19 protein-coding genes are annotated in these 18,147 nt (G+C 74.1%); 12 read left to right on the forward strand and 7 right to left on the reverse strand.

What is annotated here, in order from left to right; genetic code table 11:
* The first annotated feature begins 178 nt into the window (after positions 1–178).
* Complete coding sequence (locus tag AB0G08_RS03060) at positions 179–922, forward strand: helix-turn-helix transcriptional regulator (protein ID WP_358082302.1); 744 nt, start codon at positions 179–181, stop codon at positions 920–922.
* Positions 910–1,104, forward strand: coding sequence for a DUF397 domain-containing protein (locus AB0G08_RS03065; protein WP_358082304.1), 195 nt, complete (start codon positions 910–912; stop codon positions 1,102–1,104). The genes AB0G08_RS03060 and AB0G08_RS03065 overlap by 13 nt, the downstream gene beginning before the upstream one ends.
* A 51-nt stretch (positions 1,105–1,155) precedes the next feature.
* Here AB0G08_RS03065 and AB0G08_RS03070 read toward each other — a convergent pair whose 3' ends face one another.
* Both AB0G08_RS03070 and AB0G08_RS03075 read right to left on the reverse strand, forming a co-directional pair.
* Positions 1,156–1,809 carry a class I SAM-dependent methyltransferase gene (locus tag AB0G08_RS03070; protein WP_358082308.1) on the reverse strand — a complete coding sequence of 218 codons (654 nt, stop codon included), beginning with the start codon at positions 1,807–1,809 and terminating at the stop codon, positions 1,156–1,158.
* Between the two features lie 72 nt (positions 1,810–1,881).
* Positions 1,882–2,388 carry a VOC family protein gene (locus tag AB0G08_RS03075; protein ID WP_358082311.1) on the reverse strand — a complete coding sequence of 169 codons (507 nt, stop codon included), beginning with the start codon at positions 2,386–2,388 and terminating at the stop codon, positions 1,882–1,884.
* 25 nt (positions 2,389–2,413) lie between these two features.
* Between AB0G08_RS03075 and AB0G08_RS03080 the strand changes: the two genes are divergently transcribed.
* Positions 2,414–3,256 carry a helix-turn-helix domain-containing protein gene (locus tag AB0G08_RS03080; protein WP_358082314.1) on the forward strand — a complete coding sequence of 281 codons (843 nt, stop codon included), beginning with the start codon at positions 2,414–2,416 and terminating at the stop codon, positions 3,254–3,256.
* 110 nt (positions 3,257–3,366) lie between these two features.
* Here AB0G08_RS03080 and AB0G08_RS03085 read toward each other — a convergent pair whose 3' ends face one another.
* Positions 3,367–3,732, reverse strand: a complete 366-nt coding sequence (locus AB0G08_RS03085; RefSeq protein ID WP_358082316.1) for a helix-turn-helix domain-containing protein — start codon at positions 3,730–3,732, stop codon at positions 3,367–3,369.
* Between the two features lie 74 nt (positions 3,733–3,806).
* Between AB0G08_RS03085 and AB0G08_RS03090 the strand changes: the two genes are divergently transcribed.
* On the forward strand, positions 3,807–4,487 hold the full coding sequence (locus tag AB0G08_RS03090; protein ID WP_358082319.1) for an NAD(P)-binding domain-containing protein: 681 nt from the start codon (positions 3,807–3,809) through the stop codon (positions 4,485–4,487).
* Between the two features lie 33 nt (positions 4,488–4,520).
* Here the strand turns inward: AB0G08_RS03090 and AB0G08_RS03095 are convergent, their stop codons facing one another.
* Complete coding sequence (locus AB0G08_RS03095) at positions 4,521–5,135, reverse strand: HD domain-containing protein (protein ID WP_358082322.1); 615 nt, start codon at positions 5,133–5,135, stop codon at positions 4,521–4,523.
* Positions 5,136–5,250: 115 nt separating this feature from the next.
* A complete protein-coding gene (locus AB0G08_RS03100; protein ID WP_358082325.1) occupies positions 5,251–6,291 on the reverse strand; it encodes a DUF4192 domain-containing protein in 1,041 nt (346 codons plus the stop codon).
* A 298-nt stretch (positions 6,292–6,589) separates the two neighbouring features.
* Here AB0G08_RS03100 and AB0G08_RS03105 point away from each other — a divergent pair, with 298 nt between their 5' ends.
* The 5 genes from AB0G08_RS03105 to AB0G08_RS03125 all read left to right on the forward strand — a co-directional run bounded on the left by AB0G08_RS03105 (position 6,590) and on the right by AB0G08_RS03125 (position 13,408).
* On the forward strand, positions 6,590–7,504 hold the full coding sequence (locus tag AB0G08_RS03105; protein WP_358082328.1) for a fructosamine kinase family protein: 915 nt from the start codon (positions 6,590–6,592) through the stop codon (positions 7,502–7,504).
* The gene (gene moaA, locus AB0G08_RS03110) at positions 7,501–8,514 is read left to right on the forward strand and encodes a GTP 3',8-cyclase MoaA (RefSeq protein ID WP_358082331.1); all 1,014 of its coding nucleotides are present in this window, start codon (positions 7,501–7,503) and stop codon (positions 8,512–8,514) included. The genes AB0G08_RS03105 and moaA overlap by 4 nt, the downstream gene beginning before the upstream one ends.
* Positions 8,515–8,615: 101 nt before the next feature.
* Positions 8,616–8,855 (forward strand): MoaD/ThiS family protein, encoded by a 240-nt coding sequence (locus AB0G08_RS03115; protein ID WP_358082895.1) that lies wholly within the window; start codon positions 8,616–8,618, stop codon positions 8,853–8,855.
* A gap of 13 nt (positions 8,856–8,868) precedes the next feature.
* A complete protein-coding gene (locus AB0G08_RS03120) occupies positions 8,869–10,113 on the forward strand; it encodes a metallophosphoesterase (protein ID WP_358082334.1) in 1,245 nt (414 codons plus the stop codon).
* Positions 10,114–10,213: 100 nt separating this feature from the next.
* Complete coding sequence (locus AB0G08_RS03125; protein WP_358082337.1) at positions 10,214–13,408, forward strand: UvrD-helicase domain-containing protein; 3,195 nt, start codon at positions 10,214–10,216, stop codon at positions 13,406–13,408.
* Between the two features lie 20 nt (positions 13,409–13,428).
* Here the strand turns inward: AB0G08_RS03125 and AB0G08_RS03130 are convergent, their stop codons facing one another.
* Complete coding sequence (locus AB0G08_RS03130) at positions 13,429–14,061, reverse strand: prepilin peptidase (RefSeq protein WP_358082340.1); 633 nt, start codon at positions 14,059–14,061, stop codon at positions 13,429–13,431.
* A 492-nt stretch (positions 14,062–14,553) separates the two neighbouring features.
* On the opposite strand from AB0G08_RS03130, the gene AB0G08_RS03135 reads away from it, so the two are divergent.
* The 3 genes from AB0G08_RS03135 (at position 14,554) to AB0G08_RS03145 (ending at position 17,416) form a co-directional block, all read left to right on the forward strand.
* On the forward strand, positions 14,554–15,078 hold the full coding sequence (locus AB0G08_RS03135) for a hypothetical protein (RefSeq protein WP_358082898.1): 525 nt from the start codon (positions 14,554–14,556) through the stop codon (positions 15,076–15,078).
* 527 nt (positions 15,079–15,605) lie between these two features.
* On the forward strand, positions 15,606–16,034 hold the full coding sequence (locus AB0G08_RS03140; RefSeq protein ID WP_358082901.1) for a PT domain-containing protein: 429 nt from the start codon (positions 15,606–15,608) through the stop codon (positions 16,032–16,034).
* Between the two features lie 140 nt (positions 16,035–16,174).
* Positions 16,175–17,416, forward strand: a complete 1,242-nt coding sequence (locus tag AB0G08_RS03145; protein WP_358082343.1) for an ATP-binding protein — start codon at positions 16,175–16,177, stop codon at positions 17,414–17,416.
* Positions 17,417–17,485: 69 nt separating this feature from the next.
* Here the strand turns inward: AB0G08_RS03145 and AB0G08_RS03150 are convergent, their stop codons facing one another.
* Positions 17,486–18,040 (reverse strand): N-acetyltransferase, encoded by a 555-nt coding sequence (locus AB0G08_RS03150; RefSeq protein WP_358082346.1) that lies wholly within the window; start codon positions 18,038–18,040, stop codon positions 17,486–17,488.
* Between the last annotated feature and the right edge of the window lie 107 nt (positions 18,041–18,147).

The raw sequence follows: 18,147 nt of genomic DNA on the forward strand, positions 1-18,147 counted from the left end.
AGGGGGCCGCCACGGATGCTCGCCCGGCGGCGACCCCCTCGCGGCACGACCGGCGGGCCTCGGGATGCCTCCACCGGCTCGTGCCGTCTACAAAGCACCCTGCCGAGGGTTGCGGGTCGATCACACCGCGTAGCAGTCTGTACTGCGGGCATTCGGGACGTTCGCGTGAGGGGTGGGGATGAACCGGGCGGTACAGGTAGCGATGGCGAAGGCCGGTGAGACTGCGGAGAGCCTGGCAGCTCAAGTCGGCGTCGATCCGAAGACGGCGGCGAGGTGGGTAAGCCAGGGACGAATTCCGCAGACCCGTCACCGTGCCCGGGTCGCCGAAATTCTGAACAAGGACATAGAAGAGCTGTGGCCGGACGCGTTGAAGCGCCGCGAGCCAGCCTGGTTCAGACCGTGGACCGAGATTGAGCGCGAGGCATCAGGGCTGCGATGGTTCGAGTCAGCCGTCCTCCCGGGCCTCCTACAAACCGAGGACTACGCCAGGGCCGTCCTCACCAGCGGACCGCTGATGGCTGACGCGGAAGCCCATGTCGACGCACGGCTACGTCGGCAGGCCGCCGTGCTCGACCGACCACGTCCTCCTCTTCTGGTCTTCGTGATCGATGAGGCTGCGCTTCGGCGGGGCGAGCCTGCGGTCATGCAATCACAGCTTGATCACCTGATCGAGCTTGCTCGGCGTCCGAACGTCATGATCCACGTACTTCCCCTCCGCGCCGGGCTGCATCCCGGCCAGGCCGGACCGTTCATCATCGCCAGCACACCCGATGGCGAGGTCGGCTACCTCGATGACCAAGCCGCCGGCCGCCTCACGAATGACGTTGCTCCGCTCTGGGCGGTCTGGGATACCGTGAGGTCGGTCGCGCTGCCGCGAGACCAGACCATCGACCTGTTGAGAGCGCGATCATGGATGACCTAACCAGCGCGCAGTGGCGCAAGAGCACCCGCAGCAGCTCGAACGGCGGCGCCTGCGTCGAGGTCGCCGACAACCTCCCCGGCGTCGTCGCCGTCCGCGACTCGAAGGACCCGGCCGGCCCGGCGCTCACCTTCTCGCCCGTGGCGTGGCGCGCGTTCGTCGCCGAGTTGACCGAGCGCGTTTGACCCTCCGGGGCGCGCTCTCCGATGCTGCCCGCCTCCTGACCGGCTCCGGGACTACTCGTCCAGGGGATGCCGACGGGCGAAGAGGATGCCGCCGAGCCTGCTCTCGGGCGAGGTGACCACCGTCTCGGCCTCCACCGCGAACCCGGCCGCACGCAGCCAGGCCGCCATCTGTGCCGGCCGGCGGCGGTGGACGTGGACCTTCATGGGATGGCCGCCGTAGCCCTCCGTCTTCAACCGTGACCCGTCGCCGACGTGGAAGCCGAGCAGCAGCGGGCCCCCTGGGCGCAGTACCCGTCGGAAGTGCGCGAAGACCCGGCCGATCTCGTCGTCCGGGATGTGGATGAGCGAGTACCAGGCGATCACGCCCGCGACCGAGGCGTCGGCGAGCGCGAGGTCGGTCATCGAGCCCACCTCGAAGCGCAGGTGGGGATGGTCTCGCCGAGCCACCTCGATCATCCCCGGGGAAAGGTCGATGCCGAAGGTGTCGAGGCCGTGCCGGTGCAGGTGGGCGGTGACGCGTCCGGGCCCGCACCCGATGTCGGCGACCGGGCCTCCGCCGGCGGTCAGCACCAGTTCGGCGAACAACGCCAGGGCCGCCCGCTCGTGGGGCGCGTCAACCAGGAGGTCGCGCACCAGCTCCGCGTAGCTGGCGGCAACGGTGTCGTAGGAGTCCCTGGTGTCCGCCAACCAGCCTGCACCGTTCACGTCCGACACGTTAGGTCTTCCAGGCGACGCTCGGCTTCCCCGGGGGACCGTTGCTTGGCCCGGTACGGCGGGTCAGCTCGCCTGGTTCTGCTGCTCAGCCCATTCGGCGACCCGTCGCGCGCTCTCCTCCTCGGAGAGATCCTCCACCCGGGTCATGACCGACCACCGTACGCCGAAGGGGTCCCTGATGCTGGCGAACCGGTCGCCGGACACGAACGTGGACGGCGCCTCGCGGACGACGGCGCCGGCCGCCTGGGCCCGGGCGACGACCGCGTCCACGTCCGGGCAGTAGAGGCCCATCGAGTAGCAGTCCTGGTCCCCTTCGGGTGCCGCGACGAGGCCGTAGTCGGGCATCGGCTCGCCGAGTTGCAGCAGCCCGTGGCCGAAGTCGAGGACGGCGTGGGCCACGACTCCGCCCATTTCGGTCACGTCGACCACCCGGGCACCGAAGATGTCCCGATAGAAATCGATGGCGCCGCGCGCGTCGGGGATCGCGAGGAAGGGGGTCAGGCTGGTGGCGCCGTGCGGCGTACCGTTCGTGGTGTGCTCACCGTCGACGGCTCGGCTCGTTGCAGTCATGTGACCGATCGTAGGAACGGCGGGCGTGGACCGGCTTGAAGATTCGCGCCAGGCGCCCCAGCCGGGCGCGGCGAGCCCACGGGGTGTCCTCTACCCGGCGCGGCTGCCCACGTTCGACCGGCTCCCGCCACCGGATGCGGTGCGCCAGTGGGTGCGGTGGTTCTGGATCCCGGAGTGGCAGATCCAGCCGGGGCGGTCCTCCCGGCAGCATCTGATCGCCTTCCCCGCCTGCAATCCCGTCGTCGAACCGGGTGCGGTCGGCATCTCCGGGCCGACGACCGGCGGTTCGTACCGTGATCTCACCGGGACCGGCTGGGCCGTCGGTGCCCTGCTGCGGCCGGCAGCCGTACGCCACCTCGTCGCGGACCCGGCGGCCCTGCGGGACCGCTACCAACCCGTGGACCTACCCGTCCTGCACGAGGGGGTGCGCCACGCCATGACCCGCCCGGGCGACCGGCAGACCCGGCACCGCCGGGCCGTCGAGGCATTCGCGGGATGGTTCAGCGACACGATCCCGCCGCCGAACGACGAGGCGCTGCTGGCCAACACGATGGCCGAGGTCATCGACACCGATCCGGCGATCCGGACGGTCGAGGACGCGGCCGTACGCGTGCGCCTGTCCACCCGCTCGTTGCAGCGGCTCGCGGGACGGTACGTCGGGCTGCCGCCGTCGACGATGATCCGTCGGCGTCGGCTACAGGAGGCGGCCGAGCGCCTGCGTACCGACCCGGACACGACCCTGGCCACGGTCGCCGCCGACCTCGGCTACAGCGACCACGCCCACCTCGCCAACGAGTTCCGGTCGGTCCTCGGCCTCTCCCTGAGCAGCTACCGGCAGCGGGTCACGCGCGCTGACGGCACGTCATAGGTTCCTCCGCTCGTCCAACTGTCCTCGCCCCCATTGCAGGTTGGGGCCGAATTTCGCCATGAAGCGACGAAGTGCCGGCCGGCGCAGTTGTGGCCGCTGGGCGTCGCGGGTCAAGGCGTCGTCGACGACTCGACGAGTTCCGCCTGGTTCGCCGCGGCCCACTGGGCCAGTTGCGCGAGTGGGCCGTCGGCGAACGACTCGCCCAGGGGCGACAGCTGATACACGGCGCCGCGACCTTCCGGCGCTCGCCCGTCGTCGCCCTGTCGGACGACCAGTCCCCGCGCTCGGAGGCGCTGTAGCGCCTGCGTCAGCACCTTGTCGCTGACGCCTGCGATCCGTCGCAACAGGTCGTTGCGTCTCGTCGGTCCGGCGCGCAGCGCCGACAGCACCACCGGATCCCACGTGTGGTTGATGAGTTCGACTGCCGCGCGGACGTGACAGTCCGACACGAATGTCTGGCAGGTGCCGTCGATCATCCCTCCAGTGTCCGCAAAGTCTCCTACCAGGCAGTAGGAACCGGCCTCCTAGCGTTTCTCGGGTCTTCCCACAGATGAAGGAGATCGCGGTGAACGTAGGAATCCTGGGAACGGGCACCCTCGCCACGACGCTTGGCCGGGCCTGGGCGGGAACCGGCCATGCGGTCGTGGTGACGGGGCGCAATCCGGAGAACGCCAACCGGGCCGCCAGCCAGATCGGCGGCGGAGCCCAGGCTGTCGCACCCGCCGACTTCGCAGCACGCGTCGAGGTGGTCGTGGTCGCGGTCGCCTGGGAGGGCCTGGAGGAGGCAATCTCTCTCGTCGGTGGTGCCGATGGCTCCTTGAGCGGCACGACGGTGATCGACTGCACCAACGCCGTCGACTACGCCACCGGTCGGCTGAAGCCGACGTCGGGCTCGGCGGCGGAGCTTGTCGCTCGCGTGGCGCGGGGCGCTCACGTGGTGAAGGCACTCCACCTGTTCGCCGGAGCGTCCTGGCCCTACGCGGGACCGCGCGACTCGGCCCCGGTCGTGGCGATCTGCGGCGACCAGCCCGAGGCGCTCGCACGCGTCGGCACGCTGATCGAGGATCTCGGCGCGCGGGCTGCGGTGGTCGGTGGGCTGGCCAGTGCCCGCCAGTTGGAGGAGGTTGCGGGGTTCGTCATGCGTGTCGTGGGGGCAGGGTGGAACCCCAGGCTCGCCGTTCCGGACGTGGACCCGGCGTTGCTGAACGCGGGATCGGCCACGGCCAACTGACCGACCGGGCCACTCCTACAGAAGCAGCCGGCCTCAGACCAGCGGCTGCCGGTAGCGGCGGGACAGCGGTAACAGGTCCGGTTCGCCGAACTTCTCCACCAGCGCCGCGAACCGGGCCACCTTGTCCTCGCCGAACCGCCGCACGCCGGCGGCGTAGGACGCCGTGGTCACGAACGTGGGCGGTGTCGTCTTGCTGTGGAACTTGTCCGCGTACATGACGAGCTGCTCCTCCACGGTGTCGGCCGTGTAGTCGTCCACCGGTAGTGGCAGGCGCTGCCGCAGCACGTCCTCACGGGTGAGCCCGACCCCGGTGTGGTGGGAGCAGAATCTGCCGACCAGGTCAGGGAATCCGAGATCGCGTAGCAGCGCGTGGCCGAGCATCCCGTGGCGGATGTAGTTCTCCTGATCGAGTCGCCCCGTCGCGTCGTAGAGGCGGTAGACGCCGATGTCGTGCAGGAGGCATCCCGCACGCACCAGGGCGACGTCCAAGGCCGCGCGGTGCCTGTCGAGCAGCTGCTCCGCCACGGCACAGACGATCTGGCAGTGGGTGTAGACGAGCAGGAAGGCTTCCTCCGTCGGCGCGTACCGTTCGTGCAGCGCCCGGATCTGCTCGTCGGTCGGGACGGCTGTCGTCTGGTCGATCGTCACGTGCCTACACCTGCTTCGAGGCCTCTCCAACGGATCTGGGACGTGCGACCACCCCACCAGATCCGGCCGACACCCGCCACCCGGGGACGCCCCGCACCGGCCCGGCGCTGACGGATCATCGGGGGCCGCTCCGCCTGCGCCTGCGGCGCAGCACGCCGGGCGCTCCCACCGCCGGCCAGCCGTCCAGTCGGGACGGTGGCACGCCCCGGCGCAGCAGGTCGTCGAGGAGCAGCGCCATCGAGTGACCGGGGTGCTCGGCCAGGGCCCGTTCCAGGGCCACCGCCGCCAGCGCCCCCTGCCCCGCCCGCCACGCCGCGAACGCCAGCAGCGCGGCCGGCGCGGCGATCAGCTCCGGCTCGGCCCGGCGCAGCACGTCGGTCCAGAGCGCGATGTCCGCGTCCCGCCCGTCGGTGCGCTCCCAGGCGTGGTCCCGCACGGGCACGCGGGTCAGCAGCACGCTCAGCCAGGCCACCTCGTCGTCGGTGAGCCGCTGCCCCCGCCGGTGCCGGCGTAGCGCGGTGCGTACGGCCGCCGCCCCCGCCGAGCGGACCGCCCGCCCGCCGAGCGGGTCGCTCGCGGGTGCCCGGTCGAGCAGGGCCGCCAGGCGTCGCTCGGCGCGGGCGGTGGCCCGGCGTACGGCTGAACGGGCTGGCCCGGTCACCGGGGCGACCTGCGCGACGAGGGCGGCCCGGTCGGGCAGGGCGACCTGGCCGGCGAAGACGGCCGCCGCGCTGACCTCGCTGGCAGCGACGTCGTAGGGGGTGCCGTCGGGTGGGCAGCAGGTTGGCTCGGTGCAGAGGTACGACCAGTAGCGGCCGTCGGTGACGCGCAGGGCGTCGAGCACGGACAGCCCGGCGGCGGTCAGCGCGGCGCGCACGGCGTCGACCGCCGGAGTGACCAGCGGCGCCGGGCCGTAGCCCAGGACCGTGGCGGTCTCGGCGTGCTGCTGGGCGACGACCCCGGCGAGGTGGCCGGCGGGGTCGCGCGGGTCGGCGAGGTCGGGCAGGTCGGCGCGGGCGGCGAAGGTGATCCGGCGGCCCCGCATCGCCACGACGACGACGCTGTCGGCCGGGTGGAAGCCGAGCAGGTAGGGCACGGCGGCGATGAGGTCGGCGGGGGAACGGACGGCGAGCCGGGGGCGGTCGGTCGGGGTCATGGCTGGCAGCCTGCGGCCCGGGCGGGCGGCCGGCGGGGCCCTGTGGACGACACGCCGCCCATCCACAGACACGGAGAGTATTTACGCAGCTCAAGCCAATCCCCGACCGCTGACGCCACCCCTCCAACGGGCACCGCCCGAACCACCTCCGGCGATCTTGGCGCGAAAGGGCCCCCGAGGGGCCGAAGCCTGCCAAGATTCACCACCGCCCGTCCCCGGCAGGCCGGACGGCCGGCGGGATCGGACGACAGGCCGTTTCCGGCGGGACGGGACGCCGTCAGAGGGCTACCTTGCCGTCATGGATCTGGCGTACCTGCGGGCGCACCCGGAGCACCTGCCGACCTTCCTGACCCACCAGCGGATCCGGGAGACACCGGTCGCCGGCGGCGACATCTGCGCCGCGTCGAGGCTGACGCTGGACGACGGGCACTCCGTCTTCGCCAAGACCTGGCCGGAGACCGCCGGCAGGCCCGTGCCGGAGGGCTTCTTCGTCGCCGAGGCGGCCGGCCTGCGCTGGCTGCGCGAGGCCGGGACGGTCGCCGTACCGGAGGTGGTCGCGGCGCTGCCCGGGCTGCTCGCGCTGGAGTGGGTCGACCCCGGCGAGCCGACGCCCGGGGCAGCCGAGCGGTTCGGCCGGGAACTGGCCGGGCTGCACCGCGCCGGGGCGTCGGCCTTCGGCGCCGGGTGGCACGGCTTCATCGGGGCGCTGCCGGCGGACAACACCCCCGACGACGGCCCCTGGTCGGGCTGGTTCGCCCGGGCCCGGCTCGCACCGTACCTGCGTATGTCGGTCGACGGCGGCGCGCTCACCGGCGCCGAGGCCGGCCTGGTCGAGCAGGTCGTCGAGCGGATCGGCGAGTTCGGCGGGGACGAGCCGCCGGCGCGGATCCACGGGGACCTCTGGCCGGGCAACGCGCTCTGGGGCGCGGACGAGCGGGTCTGGCTGGTCGACCCGGCGGCGCACGGCGGGCACCGCGAGACCGACCTGGCGCAGCTGGCGCTCTTCGGCGGCGCGCCGCACCTGGACCGGATCCTCGCCGCGTACGCGGAGGAGTGGCCGCTGGCCGACGGGTGGCGGGAGCGGGTGCCGCTGCACCAGCTCCATTTGATGCTGGTGCACGCCGCCCTGTTCGGCGGCGCGTACCGCGATGCGGTCGCCCGCACCGCCCGGTCGGCCCTGGCCGGGCTCGGGCGCGCTACGGTCGACAGGTGACCGCCGCCCCGCCGACCGACGGCGTCCTCGCCGACCGGTACGGCCGCGTCGCCCGGGACCTGCGGGTCTCCCTGACCGACAAGTGCAATCTGCGCTGCACCTACTGCATGCCGGCCGAGGGGTTGGCCTGGCTGCCCGGCCCGCAACTGCTCGGCGACGACGAGATCGTCCGGCTGGTCGGGGTGGCGGTACGCCTGCTCGGCGTGACCGAGGTGCGGTTCACCGGCGGTGAGCCGCTGATCCGGCCCGGCCTGGTCGACATCGTGACCGCCGTGGCGGCGCTGGAGCCGCGCCCCCGGATCTCGCTGACCACCAACGGCATCGGGCTGGACCGGCTCGCCCCCGCGCTGCGCGCCGCCGGGCTGGACCGGGTGAACGTGTCGCTGGACACGCTGGATCCGCAGCGGTTCGCCCGGCTGACCCGGCGTCCACGCCTGGCCGACGTGCTGGCCGGGCTGGCCGGGGCCGCCGCCGCCGGGCTCACCCCCGTCAAGATCAACTCGGTGCTGATGCGCGGCGTCAACGACGACGAGGCGCCACAGTTGCTCCGCTTCGCCATCGCCCACGGCTACGAGCTGCGCTTCATCGAGCAGATGCCGCTCGACGCCCAGCACGGCTGGGACCGGGACACGATGGTCACCGCCGAAGGGATCCTGGCCTCCCTGCGCGGGGAGTTCGACCTGACCCCCGATCCGGCGGAGCGCGGCGCGGCGCCGGCCGAGACCTGGCTGGTCGACGGCGGCCCCGCCCGGGTCGGCGTGATCGCCAGCGTCACCCGGCCGTTCTGCGGCGACTGCGACCGCACCCGACTCACCGCCGACGGGCAGGTGCGCGCCTGCCTCTTCGCCACCGAGGAGTCCGACCTGCGCGGCGCCCTGCGGGCCGGGGCGAACGACGACGAACTGGCCCGGCGCTGGCGGGTCGCGACGTGGGGCAAGCGGGCCGGGCACGGCATCGACGACCCGACCTTCCTCCAGCCCGCCCGGCCGATGTCCGCGATCGGAGGCTGACCGTGACGGAACCGACGCGCCCGGATCGCACCGGGCCGCCGGCCCAGGCCCGGCCGGCGCCCGCCGCGCCGCCGGTCGGGGCGGCCGACGCCGGGGCGCCGCTGACCGTGCGCTACTTCGCCGGGGCGCGGGCCGCCGCCGGCCGGACCGAGGAGACCGCATCCGCCGGGCGGTCCCTGGACGAACTCCTCGTGGAGCTGACCGACCGGCACGGTGAGCCGCTGGCCGCCGTCCTGAAGGTGGCGAGTTTCCTGGTCGACGGCGTGACCTGTCATGATCGGCGGGCACCGCTTCCGGCCGGGGCCACGATCGACGTCCTGCCGCCCTTCGCGGGCGGCTGAGGGAGGCGCACACATGCTGGCGGCACTGGCGTTCGTCGCCACCATGGCACTGATCACCGGCCTGATCCACCTCTACCTGTGGAAGCGCCTGGTGCGGGACACCACCGCCCCGGGGCGCTGGCGGCGGGTCGGCGGGATCACCGCCCTGGTGCTCGCGCTGCTCGTACCGGCGACGATGGCCGGCACCCAGGCGGGCCTCTACTGGCTCGCGTGGCCGGGCTACCTCTGGCTCGCCGTCATGTTCTACCTGCTGGTCCTGCTCGTGGCGCTGGAAGTGCCGATGGCGGTGACCAAGCTCGTGCTGCGTCGCCGGGTCGCCGCCGCGGAGCCCACCGCCGCCGCGCCCGAGCCCGCCATGGTGGGCGCGGCGGGCCCGGCCGACCCGCCGGCCGCCGACGCCGTCGCACAGCCCGACCACGACCCGGCCCGCCGGCTGCTGCTCGCCCGTGGGGCGGCGATCTTCGCCGGGCTCACCGCCACCGGCCTCACCGGGTACGGCATCCGCACCGCCCTCGGCCCGCCGCAGCTCGACCGGGTGCAGATCCCGCTGGCCAAGCTCCCCCGGAGCATGGACGGCCTGCGGATCGCCACGGTCTCCGACATCCACCTCGGTCCGCTGCGCGGGCGGGCGCACACCGAGCGGATCGTCGCCGCCATCAACCGCCTGGACGCCGACATCGTCGCCGTCGTCGGCGACCTGGTCGACGGCTCGGTCGCCGAGCTGGGCGAGGCGGCCGAGCCGCTGCGCGGCCTGCGCTCCCGGCACGGCAGCTACTTCGTCACCGGCAACCACGAGTACTACTCCGGGGTCGAGGAGTGGGTCCAGGAGCTGGACCGCCTCGGCCTGCGGGTCATGCAGAACGAGCGGACGGAAATCCAGGCCCGGGGCGGCGTGCTCGACCTGGCCGGGGTGAACGACGTCACCGCCGCCGGCACCGGGCTGGCCGCCCCGGCGGACTACGCGGCGGCGCTCGGGGGCCGCGACCCGAACCGCCCGGTGGTGCTGCTCGCCCACCAGCCGGTCGCCGCGGTGGAGGCGGCTAAGTTCGGCGTCGACCTCCAGCTCTCCGGGCACACCCACGGCGGCCAGATGGTCCCGTTCAACCTGCTGGTCAAGCTCCAGCAGCCGGTGGTCTCCGGCCTCGGCGAGGTCGACGGCACCCAGGTCTACGTCACCAACGGCGCCGGCTTCTGGGGCCCGCCGGTCCGCGTCGGCGCCGAGCCGCAGATCACCCTGGTGGAGCTGCGCTCCCGCTGACCCATAGCGCGGGGCGACGGCGTTGTCCAGCACCGGATGCTCAGGTCACGGGTGTGCGTGGCGACGGGTGGGTAATGGCGCGGGCGTGACAGGATGCGGCGTGCCTCCGTTCAGTCCCGCACCCCCCGGCGGCCCTTCGCCGTTCGTCGCGGATCTGCACATCCACTCGAAGTACTCGCGCGCGTGCAGCCGCGACCTCACCCTGCCCAACCTCGGCTGGTGGGCGCGGCGCAAGGGCATCGGGGTGCTCGGCACCGGCGACTTCACCCACCCCGCCTGGTACGACCACCTCCGCGAGACGCTGCACCCGGCCGAGCCCGGCCTGCACCGGCTCAGCCCGGAGGCGGAGCGGGACATCGCCCGCCGGCTGCCGCCCCGGCTGGCGAGCGAGGCGGAGGCGGACCCGGTCCGGTTCATGCTCAGCGTGGAGATCTCCACGATCTACAAGCGGGACGACCGCACCCGCAAGGTGCACCACCTGATCTACCTGCCCGACCTGGACGCGGTGGCCCGGTTCAACACCGCGCTCGGGCGGATCGGCAACCTCGGCTCGGACGGCCGGCCCATCCTCGGCCTGGACTCCCGGGACCTGCTGGAGATCACCCTGGAGGCCAGCGCCGACGGCTACCTCGTGCCGGCGCACATCTGGACCCCGTGGTTCTCCGCGCTGGGCTCGAAGTCGGGCTTCGACGCGATCGCCGACTGCTACGCCGACCTCGCCGAGCACATCTTCGCCGTCGAGACCGGCCTCTCCTCCGACCCCGAGATGAACTGGCGCGTCGGCAGCCTGGACCGCTACCGGCTGGTGTCCAACTCGGACGCGCACTCGCCGCCGGCGCTGGCCCGGGAGGCCACCGTCTTCGCCACCGCCCGGGACTACTTCGGCATCCGGGACGCCCTGCGCACCGGCGACGGGCTCGCCGGGACCATCGAGTTCTTCCCGGAGGAGGGCAAGTACCACGCGGACGGGCACCGGCTCTGCGGGGTCAACTGGTCGCCCGAGAAGACCCGGGCCGCCGGTGGCCGCTGCCCCGAGTGCGGCAAGCCCCTGACCGTCGGCGTGCTCAGCCGGGTCGAAGAGCTGGCCGACCGGCCGTCGGGGCACCGCCCCGCGCACGCCCGCGACGTCACCCACCTGGTGCCGCTGGCCGAGGTGCTCGGCGAGATCAACAAGGTGGGCGCCCGGTCCAAGAGGGTCGAGGGGAAGCTCCACGAGCTGATCGCCGCCCTCGGCCCGGAGCTGGAGATCCTCACCACCACGCCGCTCGACGAGATCGGCCGGGCCGGCGGGGAACTGCTCGCCGAGGGCATCGGCCGGCTGCGCCGGGGCGACGTGCGCCGGGTCCCCGGCTACGACGGCGAGTACGGCGTCATCACCCTCTTCGACCCGGCCGAGCTGGGCGGCGCCGCCGGTGGGGCCCAGGAGACCCTCTTCGACGTACCCGTGCCGGCGCAGCGCACCCCCGCGGAGCCGGCGCCGAAGCCCCGGGCCAAGCGCCCGGCGGCGGCCAAGGCCGAGCCGAAGCGCAAGGCCGCGCCGCCCGCGCCGCCGCCCCCGATCGCGCCGACGCCCTCGCCGCACGAACCGTTCGAGCCGATGCTCGCCGGGATGGAGGAGGTCGGCACCGGCCTGCTGGACCGCCTGGACGCCATGCAGCGGGTGGCCGCCTCCGCGCCGGGCGGTCCGCTGCTCATCGTGGCCGGGCCGGGCACCGGCAAGACCCGGACGCTGACCCACCGGATCGCCTACCTCTGCGCGGAGCTGAACGTCTTCCCGGAGCAGTGCCTCGCGATCACGTTCACCCGGCGGGCGGCCGAGGAGCTGCGGCACCGCCTCGACGGCCTGCTCGGGCCGGTCGCCGAGGACGTCACGGTCGGCACCTTCCACTCGCTGGGGCTGACCATCCTCCGGGAGAACGCCGACGCCGTCGGCCTGCCGGCGGACTTCCGGATCGCCGACGACGCCCAGCGGGCGGAGGCCCGCGCCGAGGCCGGCGACGACGAGGCCGGCTACGCGGCGCTGCTGCGCAAGCATGACCTGGTGGACCTGGACGAGCTGCTGACCCTGCCGGTCGCGCTGCTGAAGGCCGACCGGAAGCTGGTGCAGCGGTACCGGGAGCGCTGGCGGTGGATCTTCGTCGACGAGTACCAGGACGTCGACGAGGTGCAGTACGAGCTGCTGCGCCTGCTCAGCCCCGCCGACGGCAACCTCTGCGCGATCGGCGACCCGGACCAGGCCATCTACTCCTTCCGGGGCGCCGACGTGGGCTACTTCCTGCGCTTCTCGCAGGACTTCACCGACGCCCGGCTGGTCCGGCTGAACCGCAACTACCGCTCCTCGGCGCCCATCCTGGCCGCCGCCGTGCAGGCCATCGCGCCGTCGTCGCTGGTGCGCGGGCGCCGGCTCGACCCGGCCCGGCTCGACCTGGAGGCCCCGCTGGTGGGGCGCTACCCGGCGGCCTCCGTCGCCGACGAGGCCGAGTTCGTCGTACGCACCGTCGACGAGCTCGTCGGCGGTCTCTCCCACCGGTCGCTCGACTCGGGGCGGATCGACGGCCGGTCGACCTCGCTCTCCTTCTCCGACATCGCGGTGCTCTACCGCACCGACGCGCAGGCCGCGCCGATCGTGGACGCGCTGGCCCGGGCGAACATCCCGGTGCAGAAGCGCTCGCACGACCGGCTGCGGGACCGGCCCGGCGTGGCCGCCATCGCCCGCGAGCTGCGCCACGCCGACGGGCTCGACGGCTCGCTGGCCGCCCGGGTGCGGCTGGCCGGACAGGTGCTGGCGGAGCGCTTCGCCGTGCCGACGCTGGACGGTGCCGGCGCGGTCCGCCCGGAGGACGTCCGCTCGGCCGTCGACCTGCTCACCCCGCTCGCCCGCCGCTGCGGCGACGACCTGCCGCTGTTCCTGTCCCAGCTCGCCACCGGGGCGGAGGTCGACGCGCTCGACCCACGCGCCGAGGCGGTCACCCTGCTCACCCTGCACGCCGCCAAGGGGCTGGAGTTCCCGGTGGTCTTCCTGGTCGGCGCCGAGGACGGGCTGCTCCCGCTGCGCTGGCCCGGCAGCACGCCCGACGAGGACGCGATCGCCGAGGAGCGGCGGCTCTTCTTCGTCGGGCTGACCCGGGCCCAGGACCGGCTGTACGTCACCCACGCCGCCCGCCGCAGCCGGCACGGCACGGAACGCGAGTGCGCCCCGTCGCCGTTCCTCGACGCCATCGACCCGGGCCTCTTCGAGCGCTTCGGCGAGGCCGAGCCCCGCCGCCCCCGCGAACGCCAGCTCCGTCTCATCTGACCGACCCCGTCGGCGCGTGGTCAGGGGGTCAGGGCGGCCAGCCAGGCGCCGGTGAGGAGGGCCGGGCCCAACGGGAGCGGGGTGTCGCGGCGCACCCTGCCGGCGACCAGCAGGACGAGCACCAGCACGCCGTGGAGCACGTGCGGCAGGAGCAGCCCCAGCGCCAGGGACGAGCCGCCGAGCCAGCCGAGCGGCAGGCCCAGGACGGCGGCGAGCTTCACGTCGCCGAAGCCCAGCCGGGAGCCGGGCAGCAACGCCAGCAACACGTGGCAGGCGAAGCAGAGCGCGGCCCCGGCCACCGCGCCGAGCAGGCGCCCGGGGGTCCCGGACGTCAGCGCCGCGCCGGTCAGGCCGACGGCGGCGACCAGCGCGGCGGCGCCGACCAGCGGGTCGGGCAGCCGCAGGCAGGCCAGGTCGACCAGGGCGAGCACCAGCCCGACGGCGGCCAGCAGGAGGAGAACCGGCAGGACGGCGTCGGCCCCCCGGGCCGCCGCGAGCCCGGCGAAGACGACCGCACCCGCCGCGACCGGGGCGCTCGGCGGGTGCGGCGCGACCGGGGCGGCCGGGGTGGTGAAGTGGCGGGCGGCCCGCGGGGCGACGAGGCCGGTCAGGGCGCCGAGCAGCGCCACGCCTGCCAGCAGCCCGGTCGACACCGGGCGGACGCTACCGGCGCGACGGCTCCGGCGCGGTCCCCCGGGCGGGACGTCGCGGTCTCTCGGTGCTCACCACGAGGGCCACCCCGGCCACGATGACCGCGCCGCCGAGCAGCACCTGTGCGGTGATCGACTCGGCGGCGAACAAAAGCGCCGAGCGCCAACGCCACCACCGGATTGCAGCCGTACGGCCCGTGCCGGTCCGGGTACCCGCGTCGGCGGGCGGTGGTGCACTCGGTGGAGGTGGGCTCGTCGGTGGACACGCTACGGTGGCGTGGGCGTCGGCGTCCCTCGTTGGTGGCCGGCCTCTCACCACTCGCGCGGGAGGCGTGCATGGCGAACTACGGAGCACCGGGTCGAGGGGACCCGGACCCGTGGCAGGGGCGGCGCCCCGAGGAGTCGTACGGTCCGTCGGCCGGGCGGGGCGGCTGGGAGGACCCGTACGGCTCGACCCCACCGGAGTACGGCGCGCAGCCGTACGCTTTCCGGGACATCGGCACCCCCGTCTCCTCCCCGTACGCGGGAGGTCCCGCCCCGCCACCGCGGCGGCGTCGGCGCGGGCGGGCGGCCTTGCTGGTCGCGGTGCTGGCCACGGTGGCGTTGCTCGTCCTGGCCGGCGGGGCCGCGGTGCTCCACCTGATCGACCAGGACGACGAGACGCCCGTCGCCACGCCGAGCGAGCCCGCGCCCGCGGCGAGGACCGACCCGCCGGCCACCCCCGCGAGCGCGACTGTCGCCGCGCCGACCACCCCCGCCCCCGAGTCCTCGGCCGACCCGCGCTTCGTCAAGGCCGGCCAGTGCGTCCGCAACGACGGTCCGGCCGGCGGCAAACCCAAGCTGCTGATCAGCGACTGCGCCCCGCAGACGTACGAGGTGCTGCGCCGGATCGACGGGCCGACCAGCGGCGAGAAGGACGCCGCGGCGAAGTGCGCCAAGGTTGACGGCTACACCAACTGGTACTTCTTCGACAGCGAGCTGGACACCCTCGACTTCGTGCTCTGCCTGAAGCAGCGCTGAGCCACCGCACCCCTGAGGAAGAGATGACGACCTACGGATCACCCGCACAGCCGGACGACCCCTACCAGCGCCCGCCCGGCACCCCGGGCGGCCCGCCTCCCATCGACCCGACACTGCCGGAGTGGGGGCAGCCGCCGGCCGCCGCGCAGTGGGGCCAGCCGCAGCCCGGGGGTGAACCGCAGTGGGGCCAGCAGCCGTACGGGGGTGAACCGCCGGCCACCCCGCAGTGGGGTCAGCCGGACCCGGCGTGGAACCAGCCCGCGCAGCCGCCGACCCCGGACCCCGGCTACCCCCCGCCGCCGTCCTCCGGGGCTGGCTATCCGCCGCCGTCCTCCGGGGCCGGGTACCCGCCCCCGCCCGGGGTCCAGCCGCCGGCGGACCAGGGGGGCTACCCGCCGGCCGGGCCGTATCCACCGGCCGGTCCGGCGCCCGCGCCCGGCAACCAGTGGGGCGCCCCGGCACCGGTGCCCGGCGGGTACGCGATGCCGCCGGCCGCTCCGCCAGCGAAGAGCGGTGGCAAGGTCGCGCTGATCATCGGCCTGGTCGTGGTGCTCCTGCTCTGCCCGTGCCTCGGTCTCGCCGGCTGGGCGTTCTCGCAGGCCGGCGAGGACGAGGATCCGATCGCGACTCCGACGATGAGCGCTCCCGCCGACCCGACGGGCCAGCCGACGAACGAGCCGACGGACGAGCCCAGCGCGGCGCCGACCACCGCCAAGCCGAGCCCCAGCCGGAAGGTGTTCGCGAAGGGCGACTGCGTGGTCAACGACGGGACGGCCACGGACGCCGAACTGCGAAAGGTGCCCTGCGGCCCCAACACGTACGAGGTGCTGCTGCGGATCCCGGGCACGACGGACGGTGACCGGTGCAAGACCCGGGCCCCGGAGGCGACCGCCAACTACGTGCACGACAACTCGCTGGACTTCCTCGACTACGTGCTCTGCCTGAAGAAGCGCTGATTACCAAAACTAGGGCTGTCTAGCGTGGACGCTAGACAGCCCTAGTTTCGTGTCGAGACGATCCCGATGACCCGACACGCCGGTTGCCCCATCTACGGATGTCTAGTCCCCCAGCTAGACGGCCCGATACTGTGCGATGCGTGGATCCGGTCCGCAACCCGTACGCCCCGGGCGCCGGCCAGCGTCCCCCCGAGCTCGCCGGGCGGGGGCGCGAGCTGGACGTCTTCGACGTCGTGCTGGAGCGCATCGCGCGGGGCCGGCCGGAACGAAGCCTGATGCTCACCGGCCTGCGCGGGGTCGGCAAGACGGTGCTGCTCAACACCCTCCGCTCCCAGGCGATCAACCACCTCTGGGGCAGCGGCAAGATCGAGGCACGGCCGGACCAGTCGCTGCGCCGCCCGATCGCCGCCGCGCTGCACATGGCCGTCCGCGAGCTGGCGCCCCGGCACCGCGCCCCCGACCGGATCGACGCCTTCCTCGGCGTGCTCAAGGCGTTCGCCCAGCGGACCGCGCCGACCGGTCGCGGCACCACCGCCCCGAAGCTGCGCGACCGGTGGCAGCCCGGCATCGACGTGCCCGCCGCCAGCGGCCGCGCCGACTCCGGCGACATCGAGATCGACCTGGTCGAGCTGCTCACCGACGCCGCGGCGGTGGCCGCCGACGTCGGCACCGGCATCGCGGTCTTCATCGACGAGATGCAGGACCTCGGCCCGGAGGACGTCTCCGCGCTCTGCGCCGCCTGCCACGAGCTGTCCCAGCTCGGCGCGCCGCTGATCGTGGTCGGCGCCGGGCTGCCGCACCTGCCGGCCGTGCTCAGCGCCGCCAAGTCGTACTCCGAGCGGCTCTTCCGCTACCAGCGCATCGACCGGCTCGACCGGATCGCCGCCGACCAGGCGCTCTGCGCGCCGGCCGAGCGCGAGGAGGTGGAGTACGAGCAGAAGGCCCTCGACCTGCTCTACGAGAAGTCCGGCGGCTACCCGTACTTCGTCCAGGCGTACGGGAAGGCGACCTGGGACCATGCGCCCCGCTCGCCGATCACCGCCGCCGACGTGCGGGTCGCCGCGCCCGAGGCCGAGGCGGAGCTGGCCGTGGGCTTCTTCGGCTCCCGCTTCGAACGGGCCACCCCGGCCGAACGCGAGTACATGCGGGCCATGGCGACGCTGTCCCTGGTGGAGGGCGAGGTCGACGGCGGGGGCCGCGACGACATGGACGCCGCCGTGCCGACGGCGGAGATCGCCCGGGCCCTGGGCCGCAAGCCGGCCAGCCTCTCCCCGGCCCGGGACGCGCTGATCAAGAAGGGCCTGATCTACTCCGGCGAGCGCGGCACGGTCGCCTTCACCGTCCCCCACTTCGGCCGCTACCTGCGTACCCAGCCGGCCTGACCGGTCGGGGCGACCGGCGCGGCGTGCCGCCACGCCCGGCCCGGCGCGGCCGTCAGACCTTCGCGGGCGTCAGACCTTGGACCAGGGCGGCGGGAACAGCACCTCGCCGCGCGGCGGCGGCCCCTCGCCGCTCGTGGCCGGCGGCAGCACCAGCGCCTGCCAGGGGTCGCCGAGGCCCGACCAGGGGCTGGTCAGGCCCATCCGGTCGGCCCGGCCGAAGCCGAACCGGTGGTAGTAGGCGGGGTCGCCGAGCACCACCACCAGCCGCTCACCCAGCTCGGTGGCCGCCTCGAGGGCCGCCTGCACCACCGCCGTGCCGAGCCCGAGCCGCCGCCGGTGCGGCGCGACCGCCACCGGGCCGAGCGCCAGCGCCGGCGCGGTGTGGTCGTCGGACTTCACCCGGACCCGGGTGAGCAGGGCGTAGCCGACGACCTCGCCGCCGTACTCGGCGACCATCGCCAGCTCCGGCACCCAGGCGTCGGTGTCGCGCAACTCCTCGACCAGCCGCACCTCGGGCGGCGTGGACACCTCGGGGCGGGCGAACGCGGCGGCCAGCACCCGCCGGACCGCGCCGGTGTCGGCCGGGTCCTCGGGTCGCAACCGCAGCGTCGTCACGCGGGGCACGTTACCCCTCACAGCCGGTCCATCAGCGACGGTCGCTCGAATCGGCGTGGCGCGACGTCCACGCCGGCCGATCCGGATCGGCGGTTGCGGGGGTAGTCGGGCCGGCG

It is taken from the genome of Micromonospora sp. NPDC023644 (assembly GCF_040640115.1).
Classification (GTDB): domain Bacteria; phylum Actinomycetota; class Actinomycetes; order Mycobacteriales; family Micromonosporaceae; genus Micromonospora.

Bases quoted from the DNA above. Each gene is read 5' to 3' on its own strand.
- AB0G08_RS03075 (WP_358082311.1), bottom strand. From the start codon at position 2,388: ATGACTGCAACGAGCCGAGCCGTCGACGGTGAGCACACCACGAACGGT.
- AB0G08_RS03105 (WP_358082328.1), top strand. From the start codon at position 6,590: ATGGATCTGGCGTACCTGCGGGCGCACCCGGAGCACCTGCCGACCTTC.
- AB0G08_RS03085 (WP_358082316.1), bottom strand. From the start codon at position 3,732: ATGATCGACGGCACCTGCCAGACATTCGTGTCGGACTGTCACGTCCGC.
- AB0G08_RS03065 (WP_358082304.1), top strand. From the start codon at position 910: ATGGATGACCTAACCAGCGCGCAGTGGCGCAAGAGCACCCGCAGCAGC.
- AB0G08_RS03090 (WP_358082319.1), top strand. From the start codon at position 3,807: ATGAAGGAGATCGCGGTGAACGTAGGAATCCTGGGAACGGGCACCCTC.
- AB0G08_RS03120 (WP_358082334.1), top strand. From the start codon at position 8,869: ATGCTGGCGGCACTGGCGTTCGTCGCCACCATGGCACTGATCACCGGC.
- AB0G08_RS03060 (WP_358082302.1), top strand. From the start codon at position 179: ATGAACCGGGCGGTACAGGTAGCGATGGCGAAGGCCGGTGAGACTGCG.
- AB0G08_RS03100 (WP_358082325.1), bottom strand. From the start codon at position 6,291: ATGACCCCGACCGACCGCCCCCGGCTCGCCGTCCGTTCCCCCGCCGAC.